Origin of the sequence: Streptomyces sp. NPDC058683, from assembly GCF_042716195.1 — a bacterium.
Lineage (GTDB): Bacteria > Actinomycetota > Actinomycetes > Streptomycetales > Streptomycetaceae > Streptomyces.
The window spans coordinates 15,509-40,389 of record NZ_JBHXSK010000064.1 but is presented as its reverse complement, the minus strand read 5'-3'; the positions used below and the strand labels follow the sequence as shown (position 1 = coordinate 40,389).

Sequence of the window (24,881 nt, the reverse complement as noted above, 5' to 3'; positions counted from 1 at the left end):
GGACAACCGCAGCCGCCGTCCGGCACAACGCGGCACCCCCTTGGGCGCACGCCGCACCCTCCTACGCCGGCGCCCCCAGCTCCGCCCAGACCGTCTTCCCGGCCTCCCCGGACGCCCGGACAACCCCCCAGTCCAGGCACAGCCGCTGCACGATGAACATCCCGTGCCCTCCCGGCCGCCCCGCCCGGTGCGGGGTCCGCGGCGCCGGCTGCCCGGCCCCCCGGTCGGACACCTCCACCCGGATCACCTTGTTGTCGCAGGCCAGGAACAACTCGTCCGGCCCCTCCGCATGCAGGCACGCGTTGGTGACGAGCTCGGAGACGACGAGCAGCACATCCTCCGCGGCGGCCCTGCGGTCGGCGGACGCGGCGGGCAGCCAGCCCCACGCGTACAGCGCCTGCCGCGCGAAGTCGCGAGCGAGCGGGACGACCCCGCTCTCGCCGACGAGGCGCAGCCTGCGGACCTGACGACCCCCCGACGAGGCGGGCGGCACGTCGGACGCCGCCCCCTCGGACACCCCGGAGTCGCCGCTGGTCTCCGGGCCGCGGTCGCCCGGCGGGTAAGGCCGGGTGGTGCTCATCAGCGCTTCACCTCACCGTTTCACCGGTTCACGATTCACAAATTCGCGTTGCTGCAGTTCGTACGGGCCTGTCGGCATGGCCTACTCAACCGGGGCCGGGTCGGTCGCCGACAGATCCAGAATGTCTCCTGCCCGGGCGATCCGCCGGGACACCCCCTGGTTCCGAACACCGGGCCAGGACTCAGCTCTCGTTGCCGGTTTCGCCAGGTTCGTCGGGTTCGTCGGCCAGGGCCGCCTCGACGGAGTCGTGGACGGTGAAGACCGCCTCGGCCCCCGTGATCTCGAATACCCGGGCGACGACGGGCAGCATCCCGGCGAGATGTACGCCGCCTCCGGCGGCCTCGGCCCGCAGCCGGGTGCCGAGCAGCACGTTCAGCCCGGTGGAGTCACAGAACTCAAGGCGTGAACAGTCGACGACAAGGCGTGAAAAGCCTTTGTCGAGGAGATCGTCGAGCGGCTCGCGCAGCAGATCGGCGGTGTGGTGATCGAGCTCACCCGCCGGAATCACGACGGCGCTGGGGCCCTCTTCCCGCACTTCCACCAGCAGCCGGCCCGACTGTGCGCTGCCGACCGTCCCGTGGTCCATTGCCGTCTCTCTCCCGAGGTCGTGACCGCTTTTACCACCGTCTGACCGATGTCTGACGATGCCCACCGATGTCCGCCGAACGCCACGTCGACGCCCTCGAACATTACGCCTTCTCTACGTACTCCGACACCCGAACAACCTCTCACAATCGGACAAATGCTAATAGAACGGACTTGCGAGTGGCTCGGCGGAGCGGGTAGGGCTAGTAGGGACACGAAAACCGACACGGCCGGCTTTGGAGGCGCCGCACACCGCAGTGCACGCACGGCTTCGGCAGCCTTATGCCGAGAACGATGGAGGACACCATGTCACCCCGGCTCGACGCATCGCATACCCGGACGGCGACGTCGACACCCCCACCGGAACAACTGGATGCCATCGAGGGACTCACCACGGAGCTCGACCTCCCCGAGATCCCCCCGTACGACGAGGTCGGCGCGGTCGACGCGCGAGCCCTGTCCAAGACCCTCTTCGAGCGGCTGGAGTCGCTGGAGGAAGGCACGCACGACTACTCGTACGTACGCAACACGCTCGTCGAACTGAACCTCGCGCTGGTCAAGTTCGCCGCCTCCCGGTTCCGCTCCCGCAGCGAGCCGATGGAGGACATCATCCAGGTCGGCACGATCGGTCTGATCAAGGCGATCGACCGCTTCGAACTCTCCCGCGGCGTCGAGTTCCCCACCTTCGCGATGCCGACCATCATCGGCGAGATCAAGCGCTTCTTCCGTGACACGTCGTGGTCGGTACGGGTCCCGCGCCGCCTCCAGGAGCTCCGTCTCGACCTCGCCAAGGCGGGCGACGAGCTGTCCCAGAAGCTGGACCGCGCCCCCACGGTCACGGAACTCGCGGAGCGTCTCGGTCTCTCGAACGACGAGGTCGTCGAGGGCATGGCCGCCTCCAACGCGTACACGGCCTCCTCCCTGGACGCACAGCCGGACGAGGACGAGTCCGAGGGCGCCCTGGCGGACCGCATCGGCTACGAGGACCACGGCCTCGAAGGCATCGAGTACATCGAGTCCCTGAAGCCGCTGATCGCCGAACTCCCCTCCAGGGACCGCAAGATCCTCTCGCTGCGCTTCGTCGCCGGCATGACCCAGTCGGAGATCGGCGAGGAACTCGGCATCTCGCAGATGCACGTGTCCCGGCTGCTGTCCCGGACGCTGGTGCAGCTGCGCAAGGCGCTGACGCTGGACGAGTGACGGAAGCGGCGGCCGGGGTCGTACGACTGCGGGTGCGTGGGAGCCGGTCGCTCCCGCGCGCCCGCAGCCGTATGCCGGACAGACCGCGTCGCCCGCCCCGCCCGGCTCTCCCGCCCGTCTCTTTTGGCCAAAGGCCTCCCTCGCGCCCCACCCACACCCCAAACTGGCCGGTACGTCAGTAAGGACGGGCACACGGCCGGCCGGCACGAAGGGGCGCACGATGGTCCACGACAACCCACCCTCGGACGCACGCCTGACCGAACTCCTGCGCACGCCCGCCGCCACCGCCTACCCGGCCCTCCAGGAAGTACGCGCCCGCCACCAGTCCGCGGTCCTCGGCTACGCCCGGCTCTGCACGGCCGGTGACGCGGCGGCCCGCCGGCTCACCGCGGGGACCTTCACCACCGCCGCCCGGGACATCGCGCGCGGCGCCGAGCCGGTCGTCCCCCTGCGCCACCATCTGCTCCTGCTGACCGCGCGGCTGGCCGCCGAGTGGGCGCACGACGAACGCTCCGCCGCCCTGGACCCCACCGTGCTCCTGGTCCTGAACTCGACGGGCACCCCCGAGCCGCCCGCCCCGCCCCTGCTCGCGGCCTTCCAGTCCCTGCCGTCCCGTACCCAGGGCCTGATCTGGTACGGCGTGCTGGACCGGGAACCCCCCGCCCGGACCGCCGCCCACCTGGGCCTGACCCCCGAGGACGTCCGGTACGGCACCCCGCCCGCGCTGCAGTCCCTGGCGCAGGCCTGCCTCCGCGGCCGGCTGGCCGCCTCCGACGACCCGCGCTGCGCGGACTTCCGCCGGCTGATCGAGGAGTCGGTACGCCCGGAGAACCCCCGGCACAGCGCCGACCTGCACGCGCACATGGCCCACTGCCCGCACTGCACCACCGCGTTGGAGGACCTGACCGCGCTCCGGGACAGCCCGCGCACGACGCTCGCGGAGGGCCTGCTGCCCTGGGGCGGGACGGCGTACGTGCGGCAGGAGACCCCGTCGGAGGCACCCGCCGAGCCCGGCCCGGCGCGCGGACGCCGGGCCCCGTCCCGCCGCGTCCTGCTGACCTCCACGGCGCTGGGCGTGGCCCTCGTACCGCTGCTGCTGGTGCTCCTGACCCGCCCGGCCTCGCACCCCCGGAACCCGGCGGCCGCGACACCGGCACCGCCCGCCACCCCGCAGGTGACCGTGACGGCGACGGCGACCCTCTCCCCGTCGCCCTCCCCCACGAAGCCGTCGCACCGCCCGGCTTCGACTCCGCCCCCCACCCCCACCCCGACCCCGACGCGCTCCGCCTCGCCGACCCCGTCGCCCGCCCCGAAGCCCCCGGGCGCCGGCTACGCCCAGGTCGTGAACGCCGCCACCGGCCGCTGTCTGGACGTCCGGGACGGCGACTTCGACAACGGCACCGACGTCGTCACGGCCGCCTGCTCCGCCTCCGCCACCCAGCGCTGGCGGGTCGACACGGACCGGGGCGTGCTGCAGTCCGCCGCGGACCCCGACTTCTGCCTGGACAGCCGGGGCTCGGTCGACAAGGGCGTCGGCATCTGGCAGTGCTCGTCGGTGGACGGCGACCACGGCGACAACCTGCGCTTCACGGTCGTCTTCGACGGCGAGATCCGCCCGGAGATCGCCCTCGAGACGGCCCTCACCCCGAACGGCGACGACCGGCTCGCCCTGGACCCGGTGGACGACGGCACGGCCCAGCGCTGGCGGGCCGGAGCGAGCTGACTCAGCCGACGGCCCGGACGCCCCTGCGCCACACCCCGGCCACCAGCGGAACCCCGGGCCGGTAGGCGAGGTGGACGTGGCTGGGGGCGTCCAGCAGGGTCAGGTCGGCGTAGGCGCCCGGGGTGAGCCGGCCGATGTCGTCCCGCCGCAGGGCCCGCGCGCCGCCCGCCGTCGCCGACCACACCGCCTCGTCCGGGGTCATGCGCATGTCCCGGACGGCCAGCGCGATGCAGAAGGGGACGGAGGAGGTGAAGGAGGAGCCCGGGTTGCAGTCCGTGGACAGGGCCACGGTCACGCCCGCGTCCAGGAGACGGCGGGCGTCCGGCCATTCGGCGCGGGTGGAGAACTCGGCGCCCGGGAGGAGGGTGGCGACCGTCGCGCTGTGGGCGAGGGCGTCCACGTCCGCGTCCGTGAGGTGGGTGCAGTGGTCGGCGCTCGCCGCGTCCAGTTCGACGGCCAGCTGGACGCCGGGGCCGTAGGAGAGCTGGTTGGCGTGGATGCGCGGGGTCAGGCCCTTGGCCTTGCCCGCCGTGAGGATCGCGCGGGCCTGGTCGCCGTCGAAGGCGCCCTTCTCGCAGAAGACGTCGACCCAACGGGCGTACGGGGCACAGGCGTCGAGCATCTCGCCGGTGACCAGGGAGACGTAGGCCGCCGGGTCGTCGGCGTAGTCCGGGGAGACGATGTGGGCGCCGAGGTAGGTCACCTCGTCGGTGTGGGCGGCGGCGATGCGCAGGGCCCGGGCCTCGTCCTGGACCGTCAGGCCGTAGCCCGACTTCGTCTCGAAGGTGGTGGTGCCCTGGCGGAGGGCCTCGGCGAGGTAGTGGGTGAGGTTCGCCTCCAGCTCCGCGTCGGTCGCGGCGCGGGTGGCGGCGACGGTGGTGCGGATGCCGCCCGCGGTGTACGACCGGCCGGACATCCGGGCGTTGAACTCCTGGGTGCGGTCGCCCGCGAAGACCAGGTGGGAGTGGGAGTCCACGAAGCCCGGCAGCACCGCCCGGCCGCCCGCGTCGACCCGGTTGTCAGTGGCGGGTGCTTTGCTGGATTCACCGGTCCACACGACACGGTCGCCGTCGATGACGACGGCCGCGTCCTGGATCAGACCGAGAGGGGAGTTGTCACCGAGGGAGGGGTCGTTGGTGACCAGCGTGGCGATGTTGGTGATGGCGGTGCTGCTGCTCATGGTGTCCTCGTGGGTGGTCGTCAGGCGCGGAGGGCTTCGACGGCCCGCGCGAGGGCTTGCGGCGCATCGGGTACGAGGGTGTGCGCACCGTCCCGTACGACGTGCCGCCCGCCCACGACCGTGTGCCGTACGTCCGCTGCCGTCGCCGCGAATACGGCCGTCTCGGCGCCCAGCCGGGGCAGCGGCCCTGCCGTTCTGACGGAGTCGAGCGCGATCGTCGTCAGGTCGGCGAGCCTGCCGGTCTCGATGGTGCCCGCGTCCTCCCAGCCGAGGGCGGCGTGGCCGTCGGCGGAGGCGGCGCGCAGCAGGGCCGCGGCCGTCCAGTGGCCCCGGGTGCGGGTGCGCAGCCGCTCGTTCACCTCCATCGCGCGCGCCTCTTCGAGCAGGTCGATGACGGCGTGGCTGTCGGAGCCGAGGGAGAGCGGCGAGCCCGCCCGCTGCAGGGCGACGGCCGGTCCGATGCCGTCGGCCAGGTCCCGCTCGGTCGTCGGGCACATGCAGGTGCCGGTCCCGGAGCCGCCGAGCAGCGCGATGTCCTCGTCGGTGAGGTGGGTGCTGTGCACGCCGGTGGTGCGCGGGCCGAGGACGCCGTGGTCGGCGAGGAGCCGGGTGGGGGTGCAGCCGTGGGCGGCCAGGCAGGCGTCGTTCTCCGCGGTCTGCTCGGACAGGTGCACATGGAGCGGGGCCCGCCGCTCCTCGGCCCAGCGGGCCACGGTCGCCAGCTGTCCGGCGGGCACGGCCCGTACGGAGTGGACGGCCGCCCCGATCCGCGCGTGATCCCGTTCCTTGAGAACTGAACAGCGTTCGGCCCAGGCCTCCGCGCTGCCGTCGGAGAAGCGGAGCTGGTGGGCGTTGGGCGGCTCGCCCCGGTGCTCGCTCAGGATGCCGGAGGAGAGGTAGACGGTGTCGAGGAGGGTGATGCGGATGCCGGCGTCGGCGGCGGCCGCGATCAGCGCCTCGCCCATGGCGTTGGGGTCGGCGTACGGGGTGCCGCCGGGGGCGTGGTGGACGTAGTGGAACTCGCCGACGCAGGCGATGCCCGCGAGCGCCATCTCGGCGTACACCGCGCGGGCGAGCGCGTGGTAGGTCTCCGGGGTCAGCCGGTCGGCGAAGGAGTACATCAGCTCGCGCCAGGTCCAGAAGGTCCCGGAGCCGACCTGGACCGTGCCGCGCAGGGCGCGGTGGAAGGCGTGCGAGTGGGCGTTCGCCAGGCCGGGGAGGGTGAGACCGCTGAGGATCTCGGCCCCCGGCGGCGGGGTGGGGGTGTCCGTGCGGACGGCGGTGATCCGGCCGTCCGCCACCTCCACGGCGACCCCTGGCTCGACATACGTGTCCAGCCAGGCGTGCTCCAACCAGTACGTCGTCCGTGTCGTCACCCGCAGGCCAGCCCTTCCAGTACGTCGGCGAGTGCGCTCACCCCGGCCACGCAGTCGTCCTCGGCCGCGAACTCGGCCGGGGAGTGCGAGACACCGGTGGGGTTGCGCACGAACAGCATGGCGGTCGGGATGCTCCCGGAGAGGATCCCGGCGTCGTGTCCGGCACCGGTGCCCAGGACGGGCACGGTGAGACCGGTGTCCCGGCCGAGGATGCGGCCCAGTTCGTCCCGCAGGGCGTGATCGAACTCGACGACCGGGGTGAAGGACTCCCGGACCACGTCGAGATCGATGCCGTGCGCCTGCGCGTACTCCCGGGCCGCCTTCTCGATGCCGCCGACGACGGTGTCGAGGGTGGCCTGGTCGGCGGCGCGGGAGTCGAGCCAGCCGCGCACCAGGGAGGGGATGGCGTTGACGCCGTTCGGCTCGACGGCGATCTTCCCGAAGGTGGCGACGGCACCGGCGAGTTGGGCCTCGCGGCGCGCGGCGAGCACGGTCTCGGCGTACGACAGCATGGGGTCGCGCCGGTCGGCCAGCCGGGTGGTGCCGGCGTGGTTGGCCTCGCCGCGGAAGTCGAACCGCCAGCGTCCGTGCGGCCAGATGGCACTGGCGACGCCGACCCGGTCCCCGCTCAGGTCCAGCGCCCGGCCCTGCTCGACATGCAGTTCGACGAAGGCGCCGATGCGGGCGAGCCGCTCGGGGTCGGCGCCGATGGCGTCGGGGTCGTGGCCGGCGGCCTCCATGGCCCGCGGCAGGGTGATCCCGTCCCCGTCGGTCAGCCGGTGCGCCTGCTCGACGGTGAGCTGCCCGGCGGTGAGCCGTGACCCGACACAGGCGAGCCCGAACCGGGCGCCCTCCTCGTCACCGAAGTTGACGATGGCGAGGGGTCTTGTGAACTCCGCTTTCCTGCGGCGGAGTTCGTCGAGCGCGGCGAAGGAGGACACGACACCGAGGGGGCCGTCGAAGGCCCCGCCGTCCGGGACGGAGTCCAGATGCGACCCGGTGACGACGGCGTCCCCGGCGGCGGGATCCCCGAGCCAGGCCCACTGGTTCCCGTTCCGGTCGACCTCGTAGGTCAGCCCACGCGCCTCGGCCTGCTCCTGGAACCAGGCGCGGCACTCGGTATCGGCCCCGGTCCAGGCGAAGCGCCGGTAACCGCGGGAGTCGGGGTGCCGGCCGACGGGAAGCAGCTCGCGCCACATCTCGTGGAAGGAGCCACCGCCGACCGGCTGCACGGGCTGCGCCGGTACCGCCTGGGCCGCTCCAGTCCGTGCCGCTCCAGGCTGTCGGCAGTCGTTCCGCAGGGCGGAACGGGTGGGCACAGCCGCACCCGCGCTCGGCAACGAGGCATCCGCCCCCACCGGAGCGCTGCCGCCACGTCCACCCTCACGGGGATTCACGCGTCGTCGCCTTCACGCATCGGCACCCGAACCCCGCGCTCCTCGGCGACCGACTCCGCGATGTCGTACCCGGCGTCCACGTGCCGGATCACGCCCATCCCGGGGTCGTTCGTCAGTACCCGGCGGATCTTCTCGCCGGAGAGCTTCGTACCGTCGGCCACCGTCACCTGCCCCGCGTGGATGGACCGCCCCATCCCCACCCCACCGCCGTGGTGGATGGAGACCCAGGACGCACCCGACGCCACGTTCACCATGGCGTTCAGCAGCGGCCAGTCGGCGATCGCGTCGGACCCGTCCAGCATGGCCTCCGTCTCGCGGTAGGGCGAGGCCACGGAGCCGCAGTCCAGGTGGTCGCGGCCGATCGCCAGCGGCGCCGCGAGCTCGCCGCTCGCCACCATGTCGTTGAAGCGCTCGCCGGCCTTGTCCCGCTCGCCGTAGCCGAGCCAGCAGATGCGCGCGGGCAGGCCCTGGAAGTGGACCCGTTCCCCGGCCAGCTTGATCCAGCGGTGCAGGGACTCGTTCTCCGGGAAGAGGTCGAGGATCGCCTTGTCGGTCTTGGCGATGTCGGAGGCCTCGCCGGACAGGGCCGCCCAGCGGAAGGGGCCCTTGCCCTCGGAGAAGAGCGGGCGGATGTAGGCGGGGACGAAGCCGGGGAAGGCGAAGGCCCGCTCGTAGCCGGCCAGCTGCGCCTCGCCGCGGATGGAGTTGCCGTAGTCGAAGACCTCGGCGCCGGCGTCCATGAAGCCGACCATGGCCTCGACGTGCTTGGCCATCGACTCCCGGGCACGGGTCGTGAAGCCCGCCGGGTCCTTGGCCGCCGCGTCCGCCATGTCCTCGAAGGCGACGCCCACCGGCAGGTAGGCCAGCGGGTCGTGCGCCGAGGTCTGGTCGGTGACGATGTCGATGGGCGCGTTCATCGCGAGCAGCTGCGGGACCAGCTCGGCCGCGTTGCCGAGGACGCCGATGGAGAGCGGGCGGCGGGCGTCGCGGGCCTCGGTGGCCAGCTGGAGCGCGTGGTCGAGCGAGTCGGCCTTCACGTCGAGGTACCGGTGCTCGATGCGGCGCTCGATGGCGCGCGGGTCGACGTCGATGCAGATGGCGACGCCGTCGTTCATGGTGACCGCAAGGGGCTGGGCGCCGCCCATCCCGCCGAGGCCGGCGGTGAGGGTGATGGTCCCGGCGAGGGTGCCGCCAAACTTCTTCGCGGCGACGGCGGCGAAGGTCTCGTAGGTGCCCTGGAGGATGCCCTGGGTGCCGATGTAGATCCAGGAGCCGGCGGTCATCTGGCCGTACATGGTCAGGCCGAGGGCCTCCAGACGGCGGAACTCCTCCCAGTTGGCCCAGTCGCCGACCAGGTTGGAGTTGGCGATGAGGACGCGCGGCGCCCACTCGTGGGTCTGCATCACGCCGACCGGGCGGCCGGACTGGACCAGCATGGTCTCGTCCTGCTTGAGGGTGCGCAGCGTGCGGACCATGGCGTCGAAGGAGCGCCAGTCGCGGGCGGCCTTGCCGGTGCCGCCGTAGACGACGAGCTTGTCGGGGTGCTCGGCGACCTCGGGGTCGAGGTTGTTCTGCAGCATCCGCAGGGCGGCTTCCTGCTGCCATCCCAGGGCGCTCAGTTCCGTACCGCGCGGTGCTCGTACGGGGCGGGGTCCTGACATGGTCTGCCTCCTAGCGAATGACGGCCAGTGAAGTGTTCCTGCGGTTATTCGGTTATTCACATCCTGGCCCGCTGAATAGAACTAGTCAATACATCGGTCCGCCAGCGCCGCCGCGTTCCGGGTGTTTCGCTGGACTTATGGGCCTTAAGGGTGCGGACGACGACATGTCGGGGGACGTCACGGTGGACACCGAAGCGGACGACGAGACGAGCGAAGGAGCGGGCGGCGAAGTGGGCAGGGACGGCTGCGAGGACGACGGCGAGCGGGTGGTGCGGCGGGACGACGCCGTGCGGGCGGCGGTGGAGCAGGGACTGCTGGGGCCGGACGCGCCGATCGTAGGCCTGCTGGACGTGACCGGCATCCGCGCCTCGGCGGCGGCGCTGCGCCGGGCGTTCGAGGCGGTCGCGGCGCCCGGCACCCCGATCCTGCACGCCTTCGCGGTGAAGGCGAACCCGCTGGTGCCGGTGGTGCGGCTGCTGGCCGGGGATGGCATCGGCGCCGAGGTGGCCAGCGCGGGCGAGCTGGCGCTGGCGCGGGCGGCCGGGGTACCGGCGGAGCGGACGGTGTTCGACGCGCCCGCGAAGACCGAGGCGGAGCTGCGCGAGGCGCTGGCGCTGGGCATCGCCGTGAACGCGGACAATCCGCAGGAGCTTCGGCGCATCGACGCCCTCATGGGCTCCGCCCGCACCCGTTCGCCGCTCGGGATCCGGGTGAACCCGCAGATCGGGGCCGGGAGCATCGGCGCCACCTCCACCGCGACGGCGACCTCGAAGTTCGGGGTGGGGCTGCGGGACGAGGGGGCGCGGGAGTGGGTCGTACGGGCGTTCGCACAGCGGCCGTGGCTGACGCGGTTGCATGCGCACATCGGTTCGCAGGGGATCTCGCTGTCGCTGCTGGCGCGGGGCGTGGCGGAGACGTACGCGCTGGCCGAGGAGATCAACGCGCGGATCGGGCGGCGGCAGATCGACACCCTCGACATCGGCGGCGGGCTGTCGGTCAACTTCGCGTCGGAGGCGACGGAGCCGACGTACGCGCAGTACGCGCGGCTGCTCGCGGAGGCGGTGCCGGGGCTGTTCGACGGACGGTACGGGCTGGTGACGGAGTTCGGGCGGTCGCTGCTGGCCCGGTACGGGACGGTGGTGGCCCGGGTGGAGTACGCCAAGACCTCCGGCGGGCGGCGGATCGCGGTGACGCACGCGGGCGTACAGGTGGCGGCGCGGACGGTGTACGTGCCTGGGACCTGGCCGCTCAGGATCGCCGCGTACGACGCCAAGGGACGGCCCAAGGAGGGCCCGGCGGTGGTGCAGGACGTGGCGGGGCCGGCCTGTTTCACGGGCGACCTGCTCGCCGAGGGGCGCGCGCTGCCGCCGCTGGAGCAGGGCGACCACGCGGCCGCGCTGGACACCGGGGCGTACTACTTCGGCACCCACTACTCCTACAACTCCCTTGCCCGGCCCGGGGTTTACGGCTTCGTACCGGACGGCGCCGCAGGCGTGGCGTTCACCGTCGTACGGGATCCGCAGACGGTCGCGGAGATCGTGGCCGATTCCGGAGGGGCGCACGCCGACGCGCTCACTACCCCGCGCACCACCGGAAGCCGTTGAGACGCCCGGAACAGAGGGATCAACTGGTGTGAAAAGCAGCCCAGTTGACCAACACTAGTCTGCCGCAAGCATGTTCCACTGGAAAATGCCAAACGCATCCCTCCCGCCGCACACGTTGCGTAGTGTCTGCGTCACTCAACCGGAGAGCCAGGCGGTGGAAGGGGAGGAGCCACGGTGCCCGGAATCGACGAGTGTTTGCTGGAAGCGATGCGCCTGCCCGGTGCCCGGGGGGCCGCGTTGGTCGACTGGACGAGCGGGCTGGCCCTGGGCACGGTCGGGGAGGCGCCCGGCGGTGACCACGAGACCACCGCGGCCGAGGCCGCCGAACTGGCCCGGCTGGCCGCCGAGCACGGGGCGTTCAGCACGGAGGACGACGCCGATCTGAGCCCTCCGGTGGAGGACCTGATCGTCAGCAACCGGGACAGCTACCACCTGCTGCGGTTCGTGGTCACGTCCTTCGACGCCACGGTGTTCCTGCATCTGTGGCTGGCCCGCGAGGACGGCAATCTCGCCCTCGCCCGGATCCGGCTCGGCGAGATGGCCGAGCGGCTGGTGCTGGGATGACCGTGGTCGACATACCTCCGCCGCTGCCGGTCCGGGACCGGGCGGCCCCGCACGACGCGGCGGCCGGCGCGCTCTCGCCGATGCTGATACGCCTCGCCGAGGAGCGGGCCACCGGTGTCCTGGTCCGCGAGCACGGCACCCTGCACCTGGCCGAGGGCCGCGTGGTGCACGCCGAGAGCCCCCTCGCCCCGGGCCTCGACGTGCTCCTCACGGCCCACGGCACGCTCGACCCGGCGGTCTGGCCCTGGACCGACGACATACCGGCCGCCGCGCACCGGCTGCTCGCCGCCGCTCTGCTGCCGAGAGGCGCCCTGGAACTGTGCCGCCTCGGCTCCCTGTACGACGCCGGGTACTTCGCGCTGGCGCCCAGCAGCACCCCGGGCCGGTTCCGCTACGGCACCCCGGCCGCCGACGGCCCGTTCCCGGCGGTCCCCGTCACCGCGCTGGAGCGCGAGACCCTGCGCCGCCGCGAGCTGCTGTACCGGATCTGGCCCGACCCGTCGACGGACGGCGCCCCGCTGATCCGCGCCGACCCGGTCGCGGCACCGCCGGTCACCCAGCGCCAGCGGGCGGTCCTGAACCGGGTGGACGGCGTCCGCACGGCCCCGGAGATCGCCCGGGAACTGGGCCGGCCGGCCTTCCACACCCTGGTGGACATACGGCGGCTGGCGGCGGCCGGACTCCTCGCCCCGAGGAGCACCACGGCCGCACCGCCCCGGCTCCCCCCGGTCACCGACCCCGACATCGCGCTGCTGAAGAGGCTCAGGGATGCGCTGGAGGCCCTTTGAACGGCACCGCCCCGCCGAGAGGAGACAGCTGATGGCGGCAGAACCCGGCAGCTCCGACAGAGAGACCGTCCTCGACGAACTGCGCCGGTTACGCACCCGGATGCCCCAGCTCACCGGTGCCCTCGCGGCCGGCGTGGACGGCCTGGTCGTCGCCCACGACTGCCCGGGGGTCGACCCGGAGGGCCTCGCCGCCCTGACCGCGGCCGAGCTCGGCGTCGCCGTGCGGGTCTCCGACGCCACCGGCAAGGGCGAGCTCAGGGAACTGCTGGTACGCGGCGAGGACGGCTATGTCGCCACCTACGCGGCCGGCCGCAGCGCCGTACTCACCCTGCTCGCCGAGGACCGGGTGAACGTCGGCCGGCTCCACCTGGAGGGCCGCCGGGCCGCCGCCCGCATCGGAGAACTGGTCGACGCCGCCGAGGCCGCCGCCAAGGCCCTGCGCCCGGCCCGCACCACACCAGCCACACGGACCAGAACGACACGCACGCGTACCAGCACCACCACCGACGCGCGCACCGCAACCGACAGTTGAAAGGAAACAGAAAGTCATGGCCAACACCGAAACCGCACTGAAAGAGGCCCTCACCTCCATCGAGGGCGCCACCGGCGTCGCGCTCGTCGACTACACCACCGGCATGGCGCTGGGCACGATGGGCGGCAGCAAGACCTTCGACCTCAACGTGGCCGCCGCCGGCAACACGGACGTGATCCGCGCCAAGATGCGCACCATGGAGCACCTGGGGCTCAAGGGCGAGATCGAGGACATCCTGATCACGCTCTCCAACCAGTACCACCTGATCCGGCTGCTCAAGGGCCGGGGCGGCAACGGCCTCTTCCTCTACCTGGTCCTGGACATCTCCCGGTCCAACCTGGCGATGGCCCGGCACCAGCTGCGGAAGATCGAGGAGGACCTGGAGGTCTGACCTCCGGGTACCTGGTTCACACCAGTGCCGCGGTGCGGCGGCGGGCCCCGCCCGGGGCCGCGTCGCCCGCCGCGATGCCGGTACCGCGGTACGCCTTGGCGGCCTTGCCCACCGGGCGGCCGCCGCGCCCGTCGAGCCAGTCGACGCGCAGCCACACCAGCTGCTCCTCGGCCCGCTCCCGGCGGCCCAGCCAGGCCGCCTTCAGCCGCAGCCCGGTGCCGGTCCCGGCGAGCAGCATGCCGCCGGCGGCCGGCACCGCGAAGGCGCTGCCGAGCGCGACGGCCCAGGCCAGCAGCAGCCACCAGCGGTGCCCCCGGCGCCAGTTGCGCACGGTCACCGCCCGGTCCTGGAGCACGTCGTGCTTGCCGGCCCGGGCGGCCCCGCGCAGCAGCGCGGTGTACCGCTTGCGGCGGGTGAGCGCCACGACGGCGGCGCCGACGATGAACAGCACGGCCCCGGCCATGACGCCGATCCGGCGCCCGGTGATCCCCTCGGGCAGCACGCCGACCCCGGCCGCGAACACCCCGAACCACCACAGCGGGGCGGCCCCGGCCCGTACGACCACGGCCACCCGGGCCAAGCCCTGTCCCCCTCGTACCGCACGCGCCATGTCCGCAGCCTCCTCGCCCTTGTCGGCCCAGTCAGTCCGTAGGGCGGGACGCTAACCACAGAACGTGAGACGAGTCTTAAAGCGGGCTATTCGACGAACAGCCCCCGGGCCGCCGCCCGCGCGTCGAACTCCTCCAGGCGGGCCTGCGCGTCCGGCAGGTCGTCGGCCATCGCCTCCAGGAGCACCCGGCCCAGCAGCATCGGCGCGCACGCCGTGTCGAAGGCGAGCCCGGTGCCGACGGCGGCCGGCAGCAGCAGGTCGGAGACCTTGGCCACGGGCGCGAAGGCGGAGTCGGCGACGGTCACGACGGTCAGCCCGGCCGTCCTCGCATAGGCCAGGGTGTCCACGACCTCGCGCGGATGCCGGGGCAGCGCGAAGCACAGCAGTGCCGTCGCACCCGCCCGTACGGCCGCGTCGATACGGTCGTGGATCATCGTGCCGCCCTCGTCGAGCAGCCGGACGTCCGGGTGCACCTTGGCGGCGAAGTAGGCGAAGCCGTACGCCTGCGAGGCGGCGGCCCGCAGCCCGAGCACCGGCAGTGGCCGGGACGCGGCCAGCATCCGGCCGGCCTGCTGCACCGGGCGCGGGTCGGCGAGCACCTCGGCGAGGTGCCGCAGGTTCTCGATCTCGGCCTCGACGGCCTGCTGGTACTCGTTGTACGACCCGTTGCCGGCCGCCTGTTCGGCGGGCACCACCTCGCGCAGGTGCTTGCGCAGCGCCGGGTAGCCGTCGAAGCCGAGGGCGACCGCGAACCGGGTCACGGACGGCTGGCTGACCCCGGCCAGTTCGGCCAGCTCCACGCTGGACAGGAAGGGCACGTCGGCGGCGCGCCGCACCATGCTGTGCGCGATGCGCCGCTGGGTCGGCGTGAGCCGGTGCCCCTCGAAAAGCGCCTGCAACCGTGTCGCAGGGCTGTCGGTCACGTTCATGACGTGCTCCCCCTCCAGATGTCCGTGAACCGGTCGAGCAGCCCGGCCGCCGCCGTGACGTCGTCCGTGAGCGGCCGGTCGGCCGGGTCCGCCTCGAGGACCGCCTCGGCGAGCTCCAGCGCCAGCCCCACCCCCAGCCCGGGTTCGGGCCTCAGGTCGCGCTGGCGCAGCGCCCGTACGGCGGCGACGAGTTCGCAGCCGACCACCAGACGGTACGCACGGCAGGCGCGCAGCGTTTGACGGGCGGCGAGCGAGGCGAAACTGGCCTGCTCCTCGACGCCTCGGGAGAGTACAGCGTGCCCGAGGGAGGCGGGCGCGGAGAAGGCGCGCAGATCACCGAGGGCGGCGCCGGCGGCGTACTCCAGGATCATCACGCCGGAGGAGGCGGCCTCCTGGTCGGCGAGGAAGGGGCGCAGGCGGGTGAAGGCGGGCTCGTTGAGGGAGGAGAGCCGGGAGGTGGACAGGCGCGCGACCTGGGTGACGGCGAGCCGGAAGTGGTCCAGGGCGAGGGCGAGCTGGGCCTGGTAGAAGCCGCCGTGGTGGTAGGCGGCGAGGTCCTCGGACGAGATGAGGGGGTTCTCGGCGGCCGCGTTGATCTCGATCGCCAGTACCTGTTCCAGGGCGTCGGCGGCATCCTGGGCCGGGCCGTGGATCTGGGGCAGGCAGCGGAAGCCGTAGGGGTCCTGGATACGGCCGAGCGGCGGGGTGGGCCGGTCGGCGGCGCCGATCAGCTCCCGCATCCGGCGGGCGACCTCGACACTGCCCCGGTGCGGGCGGGCCGCGTGCACGGGGGCCGCGTAGGCCTCGTGGGAGCCGTCGACGGCGAGCAGCGACAGGGCCGCCACCACCTGGGTGGCCTCGATCAGCCCGCGCAGCTCGTGCAGGGCGAGCGCCGACTGGCCGAGGGTGAGGGCGTTGCTGCTGATCAGGGCGAGGGCGTCGTTGTTGTCCAGCGGCTGGGGATCCGGGGCCTTCGCGCCCCGCCAGGGGTGTTCCCCGGCCAGCGCCAGCCCGACCTGGGCCAGTGCGGCGATGTCCCCGGTGCCGACCGAGCCGAACTCGTTGACGACCGGATACGCTCCCGCCTCCAGCGCCTCGCACAGGGCGGTGACGACGCTCGGCCGCAGTCCCGCGCCGCCCGCCAGCAGCTGGTTGGCCCGCACCGCGAGCATCGCGCGCACCTGCCGGGCGGGCAGTTCCTCGCCGATCGCCCCGGCGTGGCTGCGCAGCAGCCGCAGTCCGTGTCCGGCGGCGGCCTCGGTGGGCACGTCCTCGTTGCGGTTGGCGCCGACGCCGGTCGAGCGGCCGTAGACGCGGCCGGTGGCCGCGATCTGCCGGGCGGCGTTCCAGGACGCGTCCGCGCGCCGCATCCCGTCGGTGCCGGGGACCGGCCGGGCGGCGCCGTCGGCGAGTCGTACGACATCCTCGACGCCCATTCCGATGCCGTCGAGGATCACCAGGCCGGAATGTTCTGTTCCGGGTGCGTCCACGATACGAGACGACAACACGCCCAAACTCCCCTCAATCCGGACACCCGATCTTGCGTTGCGGTCATCCGTTACCTCGGATTAACGCCAGACCGTTGACAAGCTATTCACCTACGAAGAACTCTGCATGACGTTATACAGCCGGGCAAGGGACATCTCATGATCCAGTTCGACGCGGTCCACAAGCGCTTCCCCAACGGCACGACAGCAGTCCACGATCTCTCCCTGGAGATGCCGGAGGGCGGGGTGACCGTCCTGGTCGGCTCCTCCGGCTGCGGCAAGACCACCACCCTGCGGATGATCAACCGGATGGTCGACCCGACCTCCGGCACCATCCGGGTCGGCGGCAAGGACGTCCTCGAACAGGACGCGGCCGAACTGCGCCGCTCCATCGGGTACGTCATCCAGCAGGCCGGGCTCTTCCCGCACCGCACGGTGCTCGACAACATCGCCACCGTCCCGCTGCTGCTCGGCTGGAACCGGAAGAAGGCCCGCGCCCGGGCCGCCGAGCTCCTGGAGACCGTGGGCCTCGCCGCCGACTCCGGCAAGCGGTACCCGCACCAGCTCTCCGGCGGCCAGCAGCAGCGCGTCGGCGTGGCCCGCGCGCTCGCCGCCGACCCGCCGGTCCTGCTGATGGACGAGCCGTTCGGCGCGGTCGACCCGGTGGTGCGAACCCAGCTCCAAGACGAACTCCTGCGCCTGCAGAAGGAGTTGAACAAGACCATCGTCTTCGTCACGCACGACGTGGATGAGGCCGTACGGCTCGGCGACCGTATCGCGATCTTCCGCACCGGCGGCCATCTCGTCCAGTGCGCCCCGCCCGCCGAGCTGCTGGCCCGGCCGGCCGACGACTTCGTGGCCGACTTCCTGGGCGCGGAGAGGGGACTGAAGCTGCTGTCCCTCAAGACCCTCGCCGACGTCCCGCAGGGCCCGGCGCCCCAGGGCGACTGGACCCTGGCGCTCGACCCGGCGGGCAAGCCCCTGCACTGGCGGTCCCAGGACGCCGAACTCCCCCTGCGGCCGCTCAGGGACGGCGACTCCCTGCTGGCGGCGCTCGACGAGTCCATCGCCTCCCCCACCGGGCTCATCGCCCGGGTCGACGCGGACGGCGTCCTCACCGGTGTCTCGTCCCGCGACGACATCCACGCACGCGCCGGCCAGGCGCACACCGAGGCCCGGGTGGTGGCGGCATGACCATCGACTGGTCGTGGATAGGCGACCACACCGACGACCTCACCAGCCTCACGTTCTCCCACCTCCAGGCGGCGATGACCGCGGTCCTCCTCGGCCTGCTGATCTCGCTCCCGCTCGCGGTCCTCGCCCACCGGGTCCGCCCCCTGCGCGGCTTCCTGCTCGGCCTCTCGAACGTGCTCTTCACGATCCCGTCGATCGCGATCTTCGTCCTGCTGCTGCCGATCAGCGGCCTGACCCGCACCACCACGGTCATCGGCCTCACCGTCTACACGCTGGTCGTGCTGCTGCGGAACACGGTCGAGGGGCTGGACTCGGTCCCGGCGAAGACCAAGGAGGCGGCCAAGGCGATGGGCACCCGCCCGCTGCGCACCCTCCTCACGGTCGAGTTCCCGCTGGCCCTCCCCGTGATCATGGCGGGCGTCCGGATCGCCACGGTCATGTCCATCTCGCTGGTGAGCGTCGCCACCTACATCGGCGACGGCGGCCTCGGCCAGCTCTTCACCGACGGCTTCCAGCGCGACTTCCCGACCCCGGTGATCGCGGGCGTGGTGCTCACGATCCTGCTCGCGGTGGTCGCCGACGCCCTGCTGGTGGCCCTCCAGTACGTCCTCACCCCGTGGCGCAGGAGGCGAGCCTGAGATGTACGAGCTGTTCAAGAACCTCGGCACCTGGCTGACCACCGGTTCCCAGTGGGCCGGCCCGGACGGCATCGCCCACCGGCTCGCCGAGCACCTCCAGTACTCGCTGCTCGCGACCCTGATCGCCGCCGCGATCGGCCTCCCGATCGGCCTGCTGATCGGCCACACCGGCAAGGGCGCGTTCGTCGCCATCAACCTGGCCTCCTTCGGCCGCGCGCTGCCCACCGTCGGCCTGGTCGTCCTGGTCTTCCTGGCCGGCGGTCTGTCGATGCTGCCGGTGTACGTGGCACTGGTCGCCCTCGCCGTGCCGGCGATCGTCACCAACACCTATGCCGGGATGACGGCCGTCGACCCGGACGTCCGCGACGCCGCCCGCGGCCAGGGCATGCGCGGCCACCAGGTCCTCTTCCAGGTCGAACTGCCGCTGGCGCTGCCCCTGATCATGACGGGCCTGCGCCTCGCGCTCATCCAGGTCGTGGCCACGGCCACCGTCGCCGCGTACGTCTCGTTCGGCGGCCTCGGCCGCTACGTCTTCGACGGACTCGCCCAGCGCGACCTCGTCCAGGTACTCGGCGGCGCGGTCCTGGTGGCGGTCGTCGCCATCGTCCTGGACCTGCTGCTGAGCAGCCTCCAGCGCTTCCTCTTCCGCCACCGCACTGCCTAGGGACCCTCGATGAACCGACGCACTCTCCTCGGCGGCCTGTTCGCAGCGGCCTCCGTCCCCGCCCTCTCCGCCTGCTCCAGCGGCATCACCTCGCTGAACGAGCAGAGCGGTTCGACCGCCGGCGGCGGCTCCAGCAAGGGCGGGATCACCATCGGCACCGCCAACTACACCGAGAACCAGGTGCTCGGCTATCTCTACGCGGCCGTACTCCAGAAGGCCGGCGTGAAGGTGAAGGTCCGCCCGAACCTCGGCACCCGGGAGATCGTGATCCCCGCGCTCAAGGCGGGCGACATCGACCTGCTGCCCGAGTACCAGGGCGCCCTCCTCAACTACCTCGCCCCGAAGGACGCCTCCGACGAGCCGGGCACCATTCAGAACGCGCTCACCCTGGCGCTGCCCAGCGGCCTCCAGGTGCTGGCGTACGGGCAGGCGGCCGACTCCGACTGCTTCGTCGTCACCCGGGCGACCGCGCAGAAGTACGGCCTGACCTCCCTCGCCGACCTGGCCAAGGAGAACGGCAAACTGGTCATCGGTGCCGCGCCCGAGGTGAAGAAGCGGCGGATCGGCACGGTCGGGCTGCAGGAGGTGTACGGCGTCGAGTTCAAGGAGTTCAAGTCGCTGGACTCCGACGGGCCGCTGGTCAAGGGCGCGTTGAAGAAGGGCGACGTGGACGTGGCGAACCTGTTCACCACCGACACCGACATCGCGGCCAACGACTGGGTGGTGCTGACCGACCCCAAGAACCTGATCCCCAGCCAGCACATCGTCCCGCTGATCGCCGACCGCAAGGCCGACGACACCGTCCGCAAGGCCCTCGCCCGGCTCGGCAACGTCCTCACCACCGAGCAGCTCACCCAGCTCAACAGCCAGGTCGACAACGACAAGAAGGACCCGGAGGACGTGGCGGCGGCGTACGCCGAGGAGCACGGGCTGGCCTGATCACGAAGGCGTATTGCAAGATCGATGACCTGATGACGGAAGTACCAAATGTCCGCAAACAGGCACGAGGAGTGACCAGGCGTGTGCTTACGGTGAGGAGGTGCCAACAGCACCGCACCTGAACTCTGTGAACTCTGAGGAAGCGTCATGGCCTCGAACCGCAGGGCCTTTCTGACCGCCACCGCCACCGCGACCGCCGTCGGCGCGCTGGCCGTCGCCCCCACTCCGGCGACGGCCGGCACCGGCCGACCGCACTCCCCCGTTCCCGCCACCGCCAGCGCCGCACTGGACGAACTCCTCGCCGGCAACCGGCGGTACGCGGCCGGCCGCCCGCGCCGCCCGCACGACATCGTCGGCCACCGCCGGGTGCTGGCCGGCGGACAGCACCCGTTCGCCGTCGTCCTCGGCTGTATCGACTCCCGGGTCGTCCCGGAGCTGGTCTTCGACCAGGGCCTCGGCGACCTGCTGTGCATAAGGACGGCCGGACAGGTGCTGGACGAGGCCGTGCTCGGCTCGATCCAGTACGGCGTGGAGGAACTGCGCGTCCCGCTGGTCGTGGTGCTCGGCCACGAGCGCTGCGGGGCCGTCGCCGCCACCCTCGGCCGGCTGCGTAACGGCACATCCGTCCCCGGCCACCTGGAACTCCTCGTCGAGGAGATCACCCCGGCCGCCCGCCGCACCAGGGCGCTGCCCGGCGACTGGGCCGAGCACACCATGCGGGCGCACACGGCGTGGGTGCGGGACGCGATCCGCGCGGATCCCGCGTTCGCGGGGGCGTCGGTGGTCGCGGCACGGTTCGATCTGGACAGCGGGCTGGTGTCGCTGCTGCCCTGAGGGCGGGCCCCCGGAGAATTGCGGGGGCTTTCCCCAGTGCGCCGAGCGCCCCGGCTCCCTACCGTGGGCTCCATGACGGACGCGCATGACACCGACCTGAAGAAGGAACTCGCCGCCACCCTGCACGCCCGCAGGGAACTGGGGCCCGAGTACGAGTCGGAGCTGGCCGACTCCTTCCTGGAGAAGATCGACCAGCGCATCGACGGCGCGGTGGAGCGCCGGCTGCGCAGGACCCTGGCCGAGCAGCAGCTCCAGGTGGCGCGGGGCGCGCGGCGCGGCAAGGGCACCGACTCCTGGGGAGAGCGGTTCGGTTTCGCGATCGTCTCGCTGGTGCTGGCGGTCCCGCTGTCCGCGCTCGGCGGCACGTTCGGCGGCACGACCGGCCTGATCGCCACCTGGCTCGGCATCGTCGGCGTGAACATGGCCCAGGCGGTCCGCCTCAACCCGGGCGCGTTCCGCCGCCCCGACCGCGAGAACTGACCCCGCGCCCCCGCGGGTCACACCTGCCGGGTCGGCAGGACGACGACCTGCCGCAGGTTGACGTGCCGGGGCCGGCTCGTCACATAGCCCACCAGGTCGGCGATGTCCTCGGCGGCCAGCGAGCCCATCCCCTCGAACATGCCGCCCAGTTGCTCCCGCAGTTCGGCCGACCCGATGTGGTCGGCCAGTTCGGTCTCCGTCAGCCCCGGCTCGACATTGGTGACCCGCACGTCACGCGGCCCGAACTCGGTGCGCAGCAACTGCGAGAGGTGGGTGACGGCGGCCTTGGTGGCGCCGTACACCGCGTAGGTGGGGAAGACCCCGTGCGCGCCGACGGACGACACGTTGACGAGATCGGCGGTACGGCCCTGCGCCGCGGCTTCCACCAGGTCCGCGGTGAAGGCCCGCAGCACCCGCAGCACACCCGTCACATTGGTGTCGATCATGCGCTGCCACTCGTCGAGCCGGCCGTCGTCGATCGGGTGGGGCAGCATCACACCGGCGTTGTTGACGACGAGGTCGACGGTGCCGTAAGCCGTGTGCACCGCGTCCGCCGCGGCCTGTACGGACGCGTCGTCGGTGACGTCGGCGGTGACGGCGAGGGCCCGACCGCCGTTCGCCCGGATCTTCGCCACGACGGTCTCCAGCCGGTCCGCGCGCCGGGCGAGCAGCGCCACCCGGGCCCCCGACCCGGCGAGCCGCAGGGCGACGGCCGCCCCGATCCCGCTGGCGGCTCCGGTGACGACCGCGGTACGGCCGGACAGGTTGTCGTACGACATGAGGTACTCCCTGGTCAGTGCCGCCGGGCAGGCCCCGGTGGCGTGTCTCCACCCTCGCCGGTCCGGGGCGCCCTACCCAGGGATGCGTTTTTCCTGGGTCTGGCAGAACCAGGCTGGGAAGCGGCCGCTCGCCTACGATCGAACCCATGGACGGGGATCTCGGAGACTTTCTGCGCTCGCGCCGCGCCCGGATCCGGCCCGAGGAGGTGGGGCTGCCCTCGCACGGGCGGCGCCGGGTGCCGGGCCTGCGCCGGGAGGAAGTGGCGCAGCTGGCGGGCGTGAGCGTCGACTACTACATCCGGCTGGAACAGGGCAGGGGGCCCGGGGGCCCCGCCCGGACGAAGTCCGGGGGAGTCTCGGACGCGGTCCTGGACGCGATCGCGCGTGTACTGCGCCTGGACGAGACCGAGCACGCCTATCTGCGGGCGGTGGCCCGCCCCCGCCGCAAGGGCGCCGGGCGCCCGGCCGGCCCGCGCGTGCGCCCCGGTGTGCAGCTGCTGCTGGACGGCATGGACCGGACGGCCGCGTTCGTGCTGGGCCGCCGGATGGACGTGCTCGCCTGGAACGCGCTCGGCGACGCGGTGAACGGCTTCAGCACGCTGGCCCCGGCCGAGCGCAACATGCCGCGCCAGGTCTTCCTCGACCCGGCGGCCGAGGGCTTCTACCCCGACTGGACGGCCGTCGCGGCCCAGACCGTGGCGAACCTGCGGATCGCCGCGGGCCGCCACCCCGACGACCCCCGCATGGTCGCGCTGATCGGCGAACTCTCCCTGAAGAGCGCGGACTTCCGCCGGCTGTGGGCGGACCACGAGGTCAAGGCGTGCGCGTACGGCGTGAAGCACATCCGGCATCCGGTGGCCGGGCTGCTCACCCTCCCCTACGAGACCATGGCGGTCTCGTCGGACCCGGACCAGACCCTCGTCGCGTACACCCCGGAACCGGGCTCGGAGACGGCGGAACGGCTGGCGCTGCTGGGGAGTTGGGCGACGACCGGCTGAGCCGGCAGAGATCCGGCAGGGACCCGGGAAAAGTAATGCGCGGGGACCGCCGCACCCCCGTTACCGGGGGGCGGGACGACGGCGGTCCCCGCGAGGGACATGGACCGGGTCAGGGCCGGGTCTCACGTCCAAGCGTCCATGGAGGTCCGGGAGCCGCTCCGGAGGTCCTTGGACGTTCGGTGCCGGCCGGGGCGGGGAGCCGCTCCCGCCCTGCCGACACCCACCAATGTGCCGGACGCGTGTTAAGTGTGTGCTGCGTGGACGTGACACGCTCGTACCACTTCCGCGAAGTCCACCGCTTGGACGGGAAACCGCAAGTTCCCCGGCGTCACGGCCAGTTCACCGGACGTTCGCTAGTGCTTGCCGCCCTTGGCGAGAAACGCCAGCAGGTCCTGGCGGCTGACGACGCCCTTGGGCTTGCCCTCGACGAGGACGATCGCCGCGTCCGCCGCGCCCAGCACCGACATCAGGTCGCCGACCGGCTCGCCGGAGCCGACCTGCGGCAGCGGCGCGCTCATGTGCTTCTCCAGCGGGTCCACCAGGGAGGCCCGCTTGCTGAACAGCGCGTCGAGCAGCTCCCGTTCGACGACCGAGCCGACGACCTCGGCGGCCATCACGTCCGGGTGCCCGGCGCCCGGCTTGACGACCGGCATCTGCGAGACGCCGTACTCGCGCAGCACCTCGATGGCCTCCCCGACGGTCTCCTCCGGGTGCATGTGGACGAGGGAGGGGATGGAGCCGCCGGCCTTGTCGCTGAGCACGTCGGCGACGCGGGCGCTGGGACCCTCGTCCTCCAGGAAGCCGTAGTCGGCCATCCACTCGTCGTTGAAGATCTTGCTGAGGTAGCCGCGGCCGCTGTCCGGCAGCAGGACGACGACGACGTCGTCCGGGCCGAGCCGCTCGGCCACCCGCAGCGCGGCCACGACCGCCATCCCGCAGGAGCCGCCGACCAGGAGGCCCTCCTCCTTGGCCAGCCGCCGCGTCATCTGGAAGGAGTCCTTGTCGGACACGGCGACGATCTCGTCGGCGACGGTCCGGTCGTAGGCGGTGGGCCAGAAGTCCTCACCGACGCCCTCGACGAGGTACGGCCGCCCGGACCCGCCGGAGTACACGGAGCCCTCCGGGTCCGCGCCGACGACCTGGACCCGGCCGTCGCTGGCGTCCTTCAGGTAGCGGCCGGTACCGGAGATGGTGCCGCCGGTGCCCACGCCCGCCACGAAATGGGTGATCTTCCCCTCCGTCTGCTCCCACAGCTCGGGGCCGGTCGAGTGATAGTGCGACAGGGGGTTGTTCGGGTTGGAGTACTGGTCCGGCTTCCAGGCGCCGGGGGTCTCCCGGACGAGCCGGTCGGAGACGTTGTAGTACGAGTCCGGGTGCTCGGGATCGACGGCGGTGGGGCAGACGACCACCTCGGCGCCGTACGCCCGCAGCACGTTGATCTTGTCGGTGCTGACCTTGTCGGGGCACACGAAGATGCACTTGTACCCCTTCTGCTGGGCCACGATCGCCAGCCCCACCCCGGTGTTTCCGCTGGTCGGCTCCACGATGGTGCCGCCGGGCTGCAGCTCCCCGCTCTTCTCGGCGGCCTCGATCATCCGCAGGGCGATGCGGTCCTTCACGGAACCGCCCGGGTTGAAGTACTCGACCTTGGCGAGCACGGTGGCCTGGATGCCCTGGGTGACGCTGTTGAGCCTCAGCAGCGGGGTGTTGCCGACGAGGCTGATCATCGAGTCGTGGAATCGCACCGT

Annotated in this window: 25 protein-coding genes; 14 read left to right on the top strand and 11 right to left on the bottom strand. The window is 72.4% G+C overall.

Translation table 11 applies throughout. The features are described from left to right. Nucleotides 1-61 precede the first annotated feature (61 nt). Nucleotides 62-580: an ATP-binding protein gene (locus ACFWXC_RS45610; protein ID WP_384488861.1), complete on the bottom strand. Its 519-nt coding sequence runs from the start codon at nt 578-580 to the stop codon at nt 62-64. A 181-nt stretch (nt 581-761) separates the two neighbouring features. Then, nucleotides 762-1,166 (bottom strand): STAS domain-containing protein, encoded by a 405-nt coding sequence (locus tag ACFWXC_RS45605; RefSeq protein ID WP_384488907.1) that lies wholly within the window; start codon nt 1,164-1,166, stop codon nt 762-764. A 305-nt stretch (nt 1,167-1,471) separates the two neighbouring features. Here ACFWXC_RS45605 and ACFWXC_RS45600 point away from each other — a divergent pair, with 305 nt between their 5' ends. Both ACFWXC_RS45600 and ACFWXC_RS45595 read left to right on the top strand, forming a co-directional pair. Beyond that, nucleotides 1,472-2,365 (top strand): RNA polymerase sigma factor SigF, encoded by an 894-nt coding sequence (locus ACFWXC_RS45600; protein WP_384488859.1) that lies wholly within the window; start codon nt 1,472-1,474, stop codon nt 2,363-2,365. A 220-nt stretch (nt 2,366-2,585) separates the two neighbouring features. After that, complete coding sequence (locus ACFWXC_RS45595; RefSeq protein WP_384488857.1) at nt 2,586-4,088, top strand: ricin-type beta-trefoil lectin domain protein; 1,503 nt, start codon at nt 2,586-2,588, stop codon at nt 4,086-4,088. A 1-nt stretch (nt 4,089) separates the two neighbouring features. Here the strand turns inward: ACFWXC_RS45595 and hutI are convergent, their stop codons facing one another. The 4 genes from hutI to hutU all read right to left on the bottom strand — a co-directional run bounded on the left by hutI (nt 4,090) and on the right by hutU (nt 9,702). Next, nucleotides 4,090-5,268, bottom strand: coding sequence for an imidazolonepropionase (gene hutI, locus ACFWXC_RS45590; RefSeq protein WP_384488855.1), 1,179 nt, complete (start codon nt 5,266-5,268; stop codon nt 4,090-4,092). A 20-nt stretch (nt 5,269-5,288) separates the two neighbouring features. Continuing rightward, on the bottom strand, nt 5,289-6,650 hold the full coding sequence (locus ACFWXC_RS45585; protein WP_384488905.1) for a formimidoylglutamate deiminase: 1,362 nt from the start codon (nt 6,648-6,650) through the stop codon (nt 5,289-5,291). Then, the gene (locus ACFWXC_RS45580; RefSeq protein ID WP_384488903.1) at nt 6,641-7,843 is read right to left on the bottom strand and encodes an allantoate amidohydrolase; all 1,203 of its coding nucleotides are present in this window, start codon (nt 7,841-7,843) and stop codon (nt 6,641-6,643) included. Before ACFWXC_RS45580 ends, ACFWXC_RS45585 begins: the two co-directional genes overlap by 10 nt. Before the next feature lie 194 nt (nt 7,844-8,037). Then, nucleotides 8,038-9,702 carry a urocanate hydratase gene (gene hutU / locus ACFWXC_RS45575; RefSeq protein ID WP_384488853.1) on the bottom strand — a complete coding sequence of 555 codons (1,665 nt, stop codon included), beginning with the start codon at nt 9,700-9,702 and terminating at the stop codon, nt 8,038-8,040. Nucleotides 9,703-9,866: 164 nt separating this feature from the next. Between hutU and ACFWXC_RS45570 the strand changes: the two genes are divergently transcribed. From ACFWXC_RS45570 to ACFWXC_RS45550, 5 genes are all read left to right on the top strand, one after another. Further along, nucleotides 9,867-11,306 carry a diaminopimelate decarboxylase gene (locus ACFWXC_RS45570; RefSeq protein WP_384488851.1) on the top strand — a complete coding sequence of 480 codons (1,440 nt, stop codon included), beginning with the start codon at nt 9,867-9,869 and terminating at the stop codon, nt 11,304-11,306. A 174-nt stretch (nt 11,307-11,480) separates the two neighbouring features. Then, entirely contained in the window at nt 11,481-11,870 is a 390-nt protein-coding gene (locus ACFWXC_RS45565; RefSeq protein WP_384488849.1) for a hypothetical protein, read from the top strand. Next, complete coding sequence (locus ACFWXC_RS45560) at nt 11,867-12,658, top strand: transcriptional regulator (protein ID WP_384488847.1); 792 nt, start codon at nt 11,867-11,869, stop codon at nt 12,656-12,658. Before ACFWXC_RS45565 ends, ACFWXC_RS45560 begins: the two co-directional genes overlap by 4 nt. Nucleotides 12,659-12,689: 31 nt before the next feature. Beyond that, complete coding sequence (locus tag ACFWXC_RS45555; RefSeq protein WP_384488845.1) at nt 12,690-13,190, top strand: roadblock/LC7 domain-containing protein; 501 nt, start codon at nt 12,690-12,692, stop codon at nt 13,188-13,190. 16 nt (nt 13,191-13,206) lie between these two features. Continuing rightward, nucleotides 13,207-13,581: a hypothetical protein gene (locus ACFWXC_RS45550; RefSeq protein ID WP_365802295.1), complete on the top strand. Its 375-nt coding sequence runs from the start codon at nt 13,207-13,209 to the stop codon at nt 13,579-13,581. Nucleotides 13,582-13,597: 16 nt separating this feature from the next. Here ACFWXC_RS45550 and ACFWXC_RS45545 read toward each other — a convergent pair whose 3' ends face one another. From ACFWXC_RS45545 to ACFWXC_RS45535, 3 genes are all read right to left on the bottom strand, one after another. Beyond that, nucleotides 13,598-14,191: a hypothetical protein gene (locus ACFWXC_RS45545; protein WP_384488843.1), complete on the bottom strand. Its 594-nt coding sequence runs from the start codon at nt 14,189-14,191 to the stop codon at nt 13,598-13,600. A gap of 86 nt (nt 14,192-14,277) precedes the next feature. After that, nucleotides 14,278-15,120 (bottom strand): MurR/RpiR family transcriptional regulator, encoded by an 843-nt coding sequence (locus ACFWXC_RS45540; protein ID WP_384488841.1) that lies wholly within the window; start codon nt 15,118-15,120, stop codon nt 14,278-14,280. Next, the gene (locus ACFWXC_RS45535) at nt 15,117-16,625 is read right to left on the bottom strand and encodes an aromatic amino acid ammonia-lyase (RefSeq protein WP_384488901.1); all 1,509 of its coding nucleotides are present in this window, start codon (nt 16,623-16,625) and stop codon (nt 15,117-15,119) included. The genes ACFWXC_RS45540 and ACFWXC_RS45535 overlap by 4 nt, the downstream gene beginning before the upstream one ends. Nucleotides 16,626-16,766: 141 nt before the next feature. Between ACFWXC_RS45535 and ACFWXC_RS45530 the strand changes: the two genes are divergently transcribed. The 6 genes from ACFWXC_RS45530 to ACFWXC_RS45505 all read left to right on the top strand — a co-directional run bounded on the left by ACFWXC_RS45530 (nt 16,767) and on the right by ACFWXC_RS45505 (nt 21,356). Continuing rightward, complete coding sequence (locus ACFWXC_RS45530) at nt 16,767-17,801, top strand: ABC transporter ATP-binding protein (protein ID WP_384488839.1); 1,035 nt, start codon at nt 16,767-16,769, stop codon at nt 17,799-17,801. Then, the gene (locus ACFWXC_RS45525) at nt 17,798-18,439 is read left to right on the top strand and encodes an ABC transporter permease (protein ID WP_351706500.1); all 642 of its coding nucleotides are present in this window, start codon (nt 17,798-17,800) and stop codon (nt 18,437-18,439) included. Before ACFWXC_RS45530 ends, ACFWXC_RS45525 begins: the two co-directional genes overlap by 4 nt. 1 nt (nt 18,440) lies before the next feature. Continuing rightward, a complete protein-coding gene (locus ACFWXC_RS45520) occupies nt 18,441-19,103 on the top strand; it encodes an ABC transporter permease (protein ID WP_384488837.1) in 663 nt (220 codons plus the stop codon). A gap of 9 nt (nt 19,104-19,112) precedes the next feature. After that, on the top strand, nt 19,113-20,042 hold the full coding sequence (locus ACFWXC_RS45515; protein WP_384488835.1) for an ABC transporter substrate-binding protein: 930 nt from the start codon (nt 19,113-19,115) through the stop codon (nt 20,040-20,042). A gap of 147 nt (nt 20,043-20,189) precedes the next feature. Continuing rightward, on the top strand, nt 20,190-20,876 hold the full coding sequence (locus ACFWXC_RS45510; RefSeq protein WP_384488833.1) for a carbonic anhydrase: 687 nt from the start codon (nt 20,190-20,192) through the stop codon (nt 20,874-20,876). A gap of 72 nt (nt 20,877-20,948) precedes the next feature. Next, complete coding sequence (locus ACFWXC_RS45505) at nt 20,949-21,356, top strand: hypothetical protein (RefSeq protein WP_351706512.1); 408 nt, start codon at nt 20,949-20,951, stop codon at nt 21,354-21,356. Between the two features lie 17 nt (nt 21,357-21,373). Here the strand turns inward: ACFWXC_RS45505 and ACFWXC_RS45500 are convergent, their stop codons facing one another. Further along, entirely contained in the window at nt 21,374-22,135 is a 762-nt protein-coding gene (locus ACFWXC_RS45500; RefSeq protein ID WP_384488831.1) for an SDR family oxidoreductase, read from the bottom strand. A 146-nt stretch (nt 22,136-22,281) separates the two neighbouring features. On the opposite strand from ACFWXC_RS45500, the gene ACFWXC_RS45495 reads away from it, so the two are divergent. Further along, nucleotides 22,282-23,133, top strand: coding sequence for a helix-turn-helix transcriptional regulator (locus tag ACFWXC_RS45495; protein WP_384488829.1), 852 nt, complete (start codon nt 22,282-22,284; stop codon nt 23,131-23,133). 353 nt (nt 23,134-23,486) lie between these two features. Here the strand turns inward: ACFWXC_RS45495 and ACFWXC_RS45490 are convergent, their stop codons facing one another. Further along, nucleotides 23,487-24,878, bottom strand: a complete 1,392-nt coding sequence (locus ACFWXC_RS45490) for a cystathionine beta-synthase (RefSeq protein ID WP_384488827.1) — start codon at nt 24,876-24,878, stop codon at nt 23,487-23,489. Between the last annotated feature and the right edge of the window lie 3 nt (nt 24,879-24,881).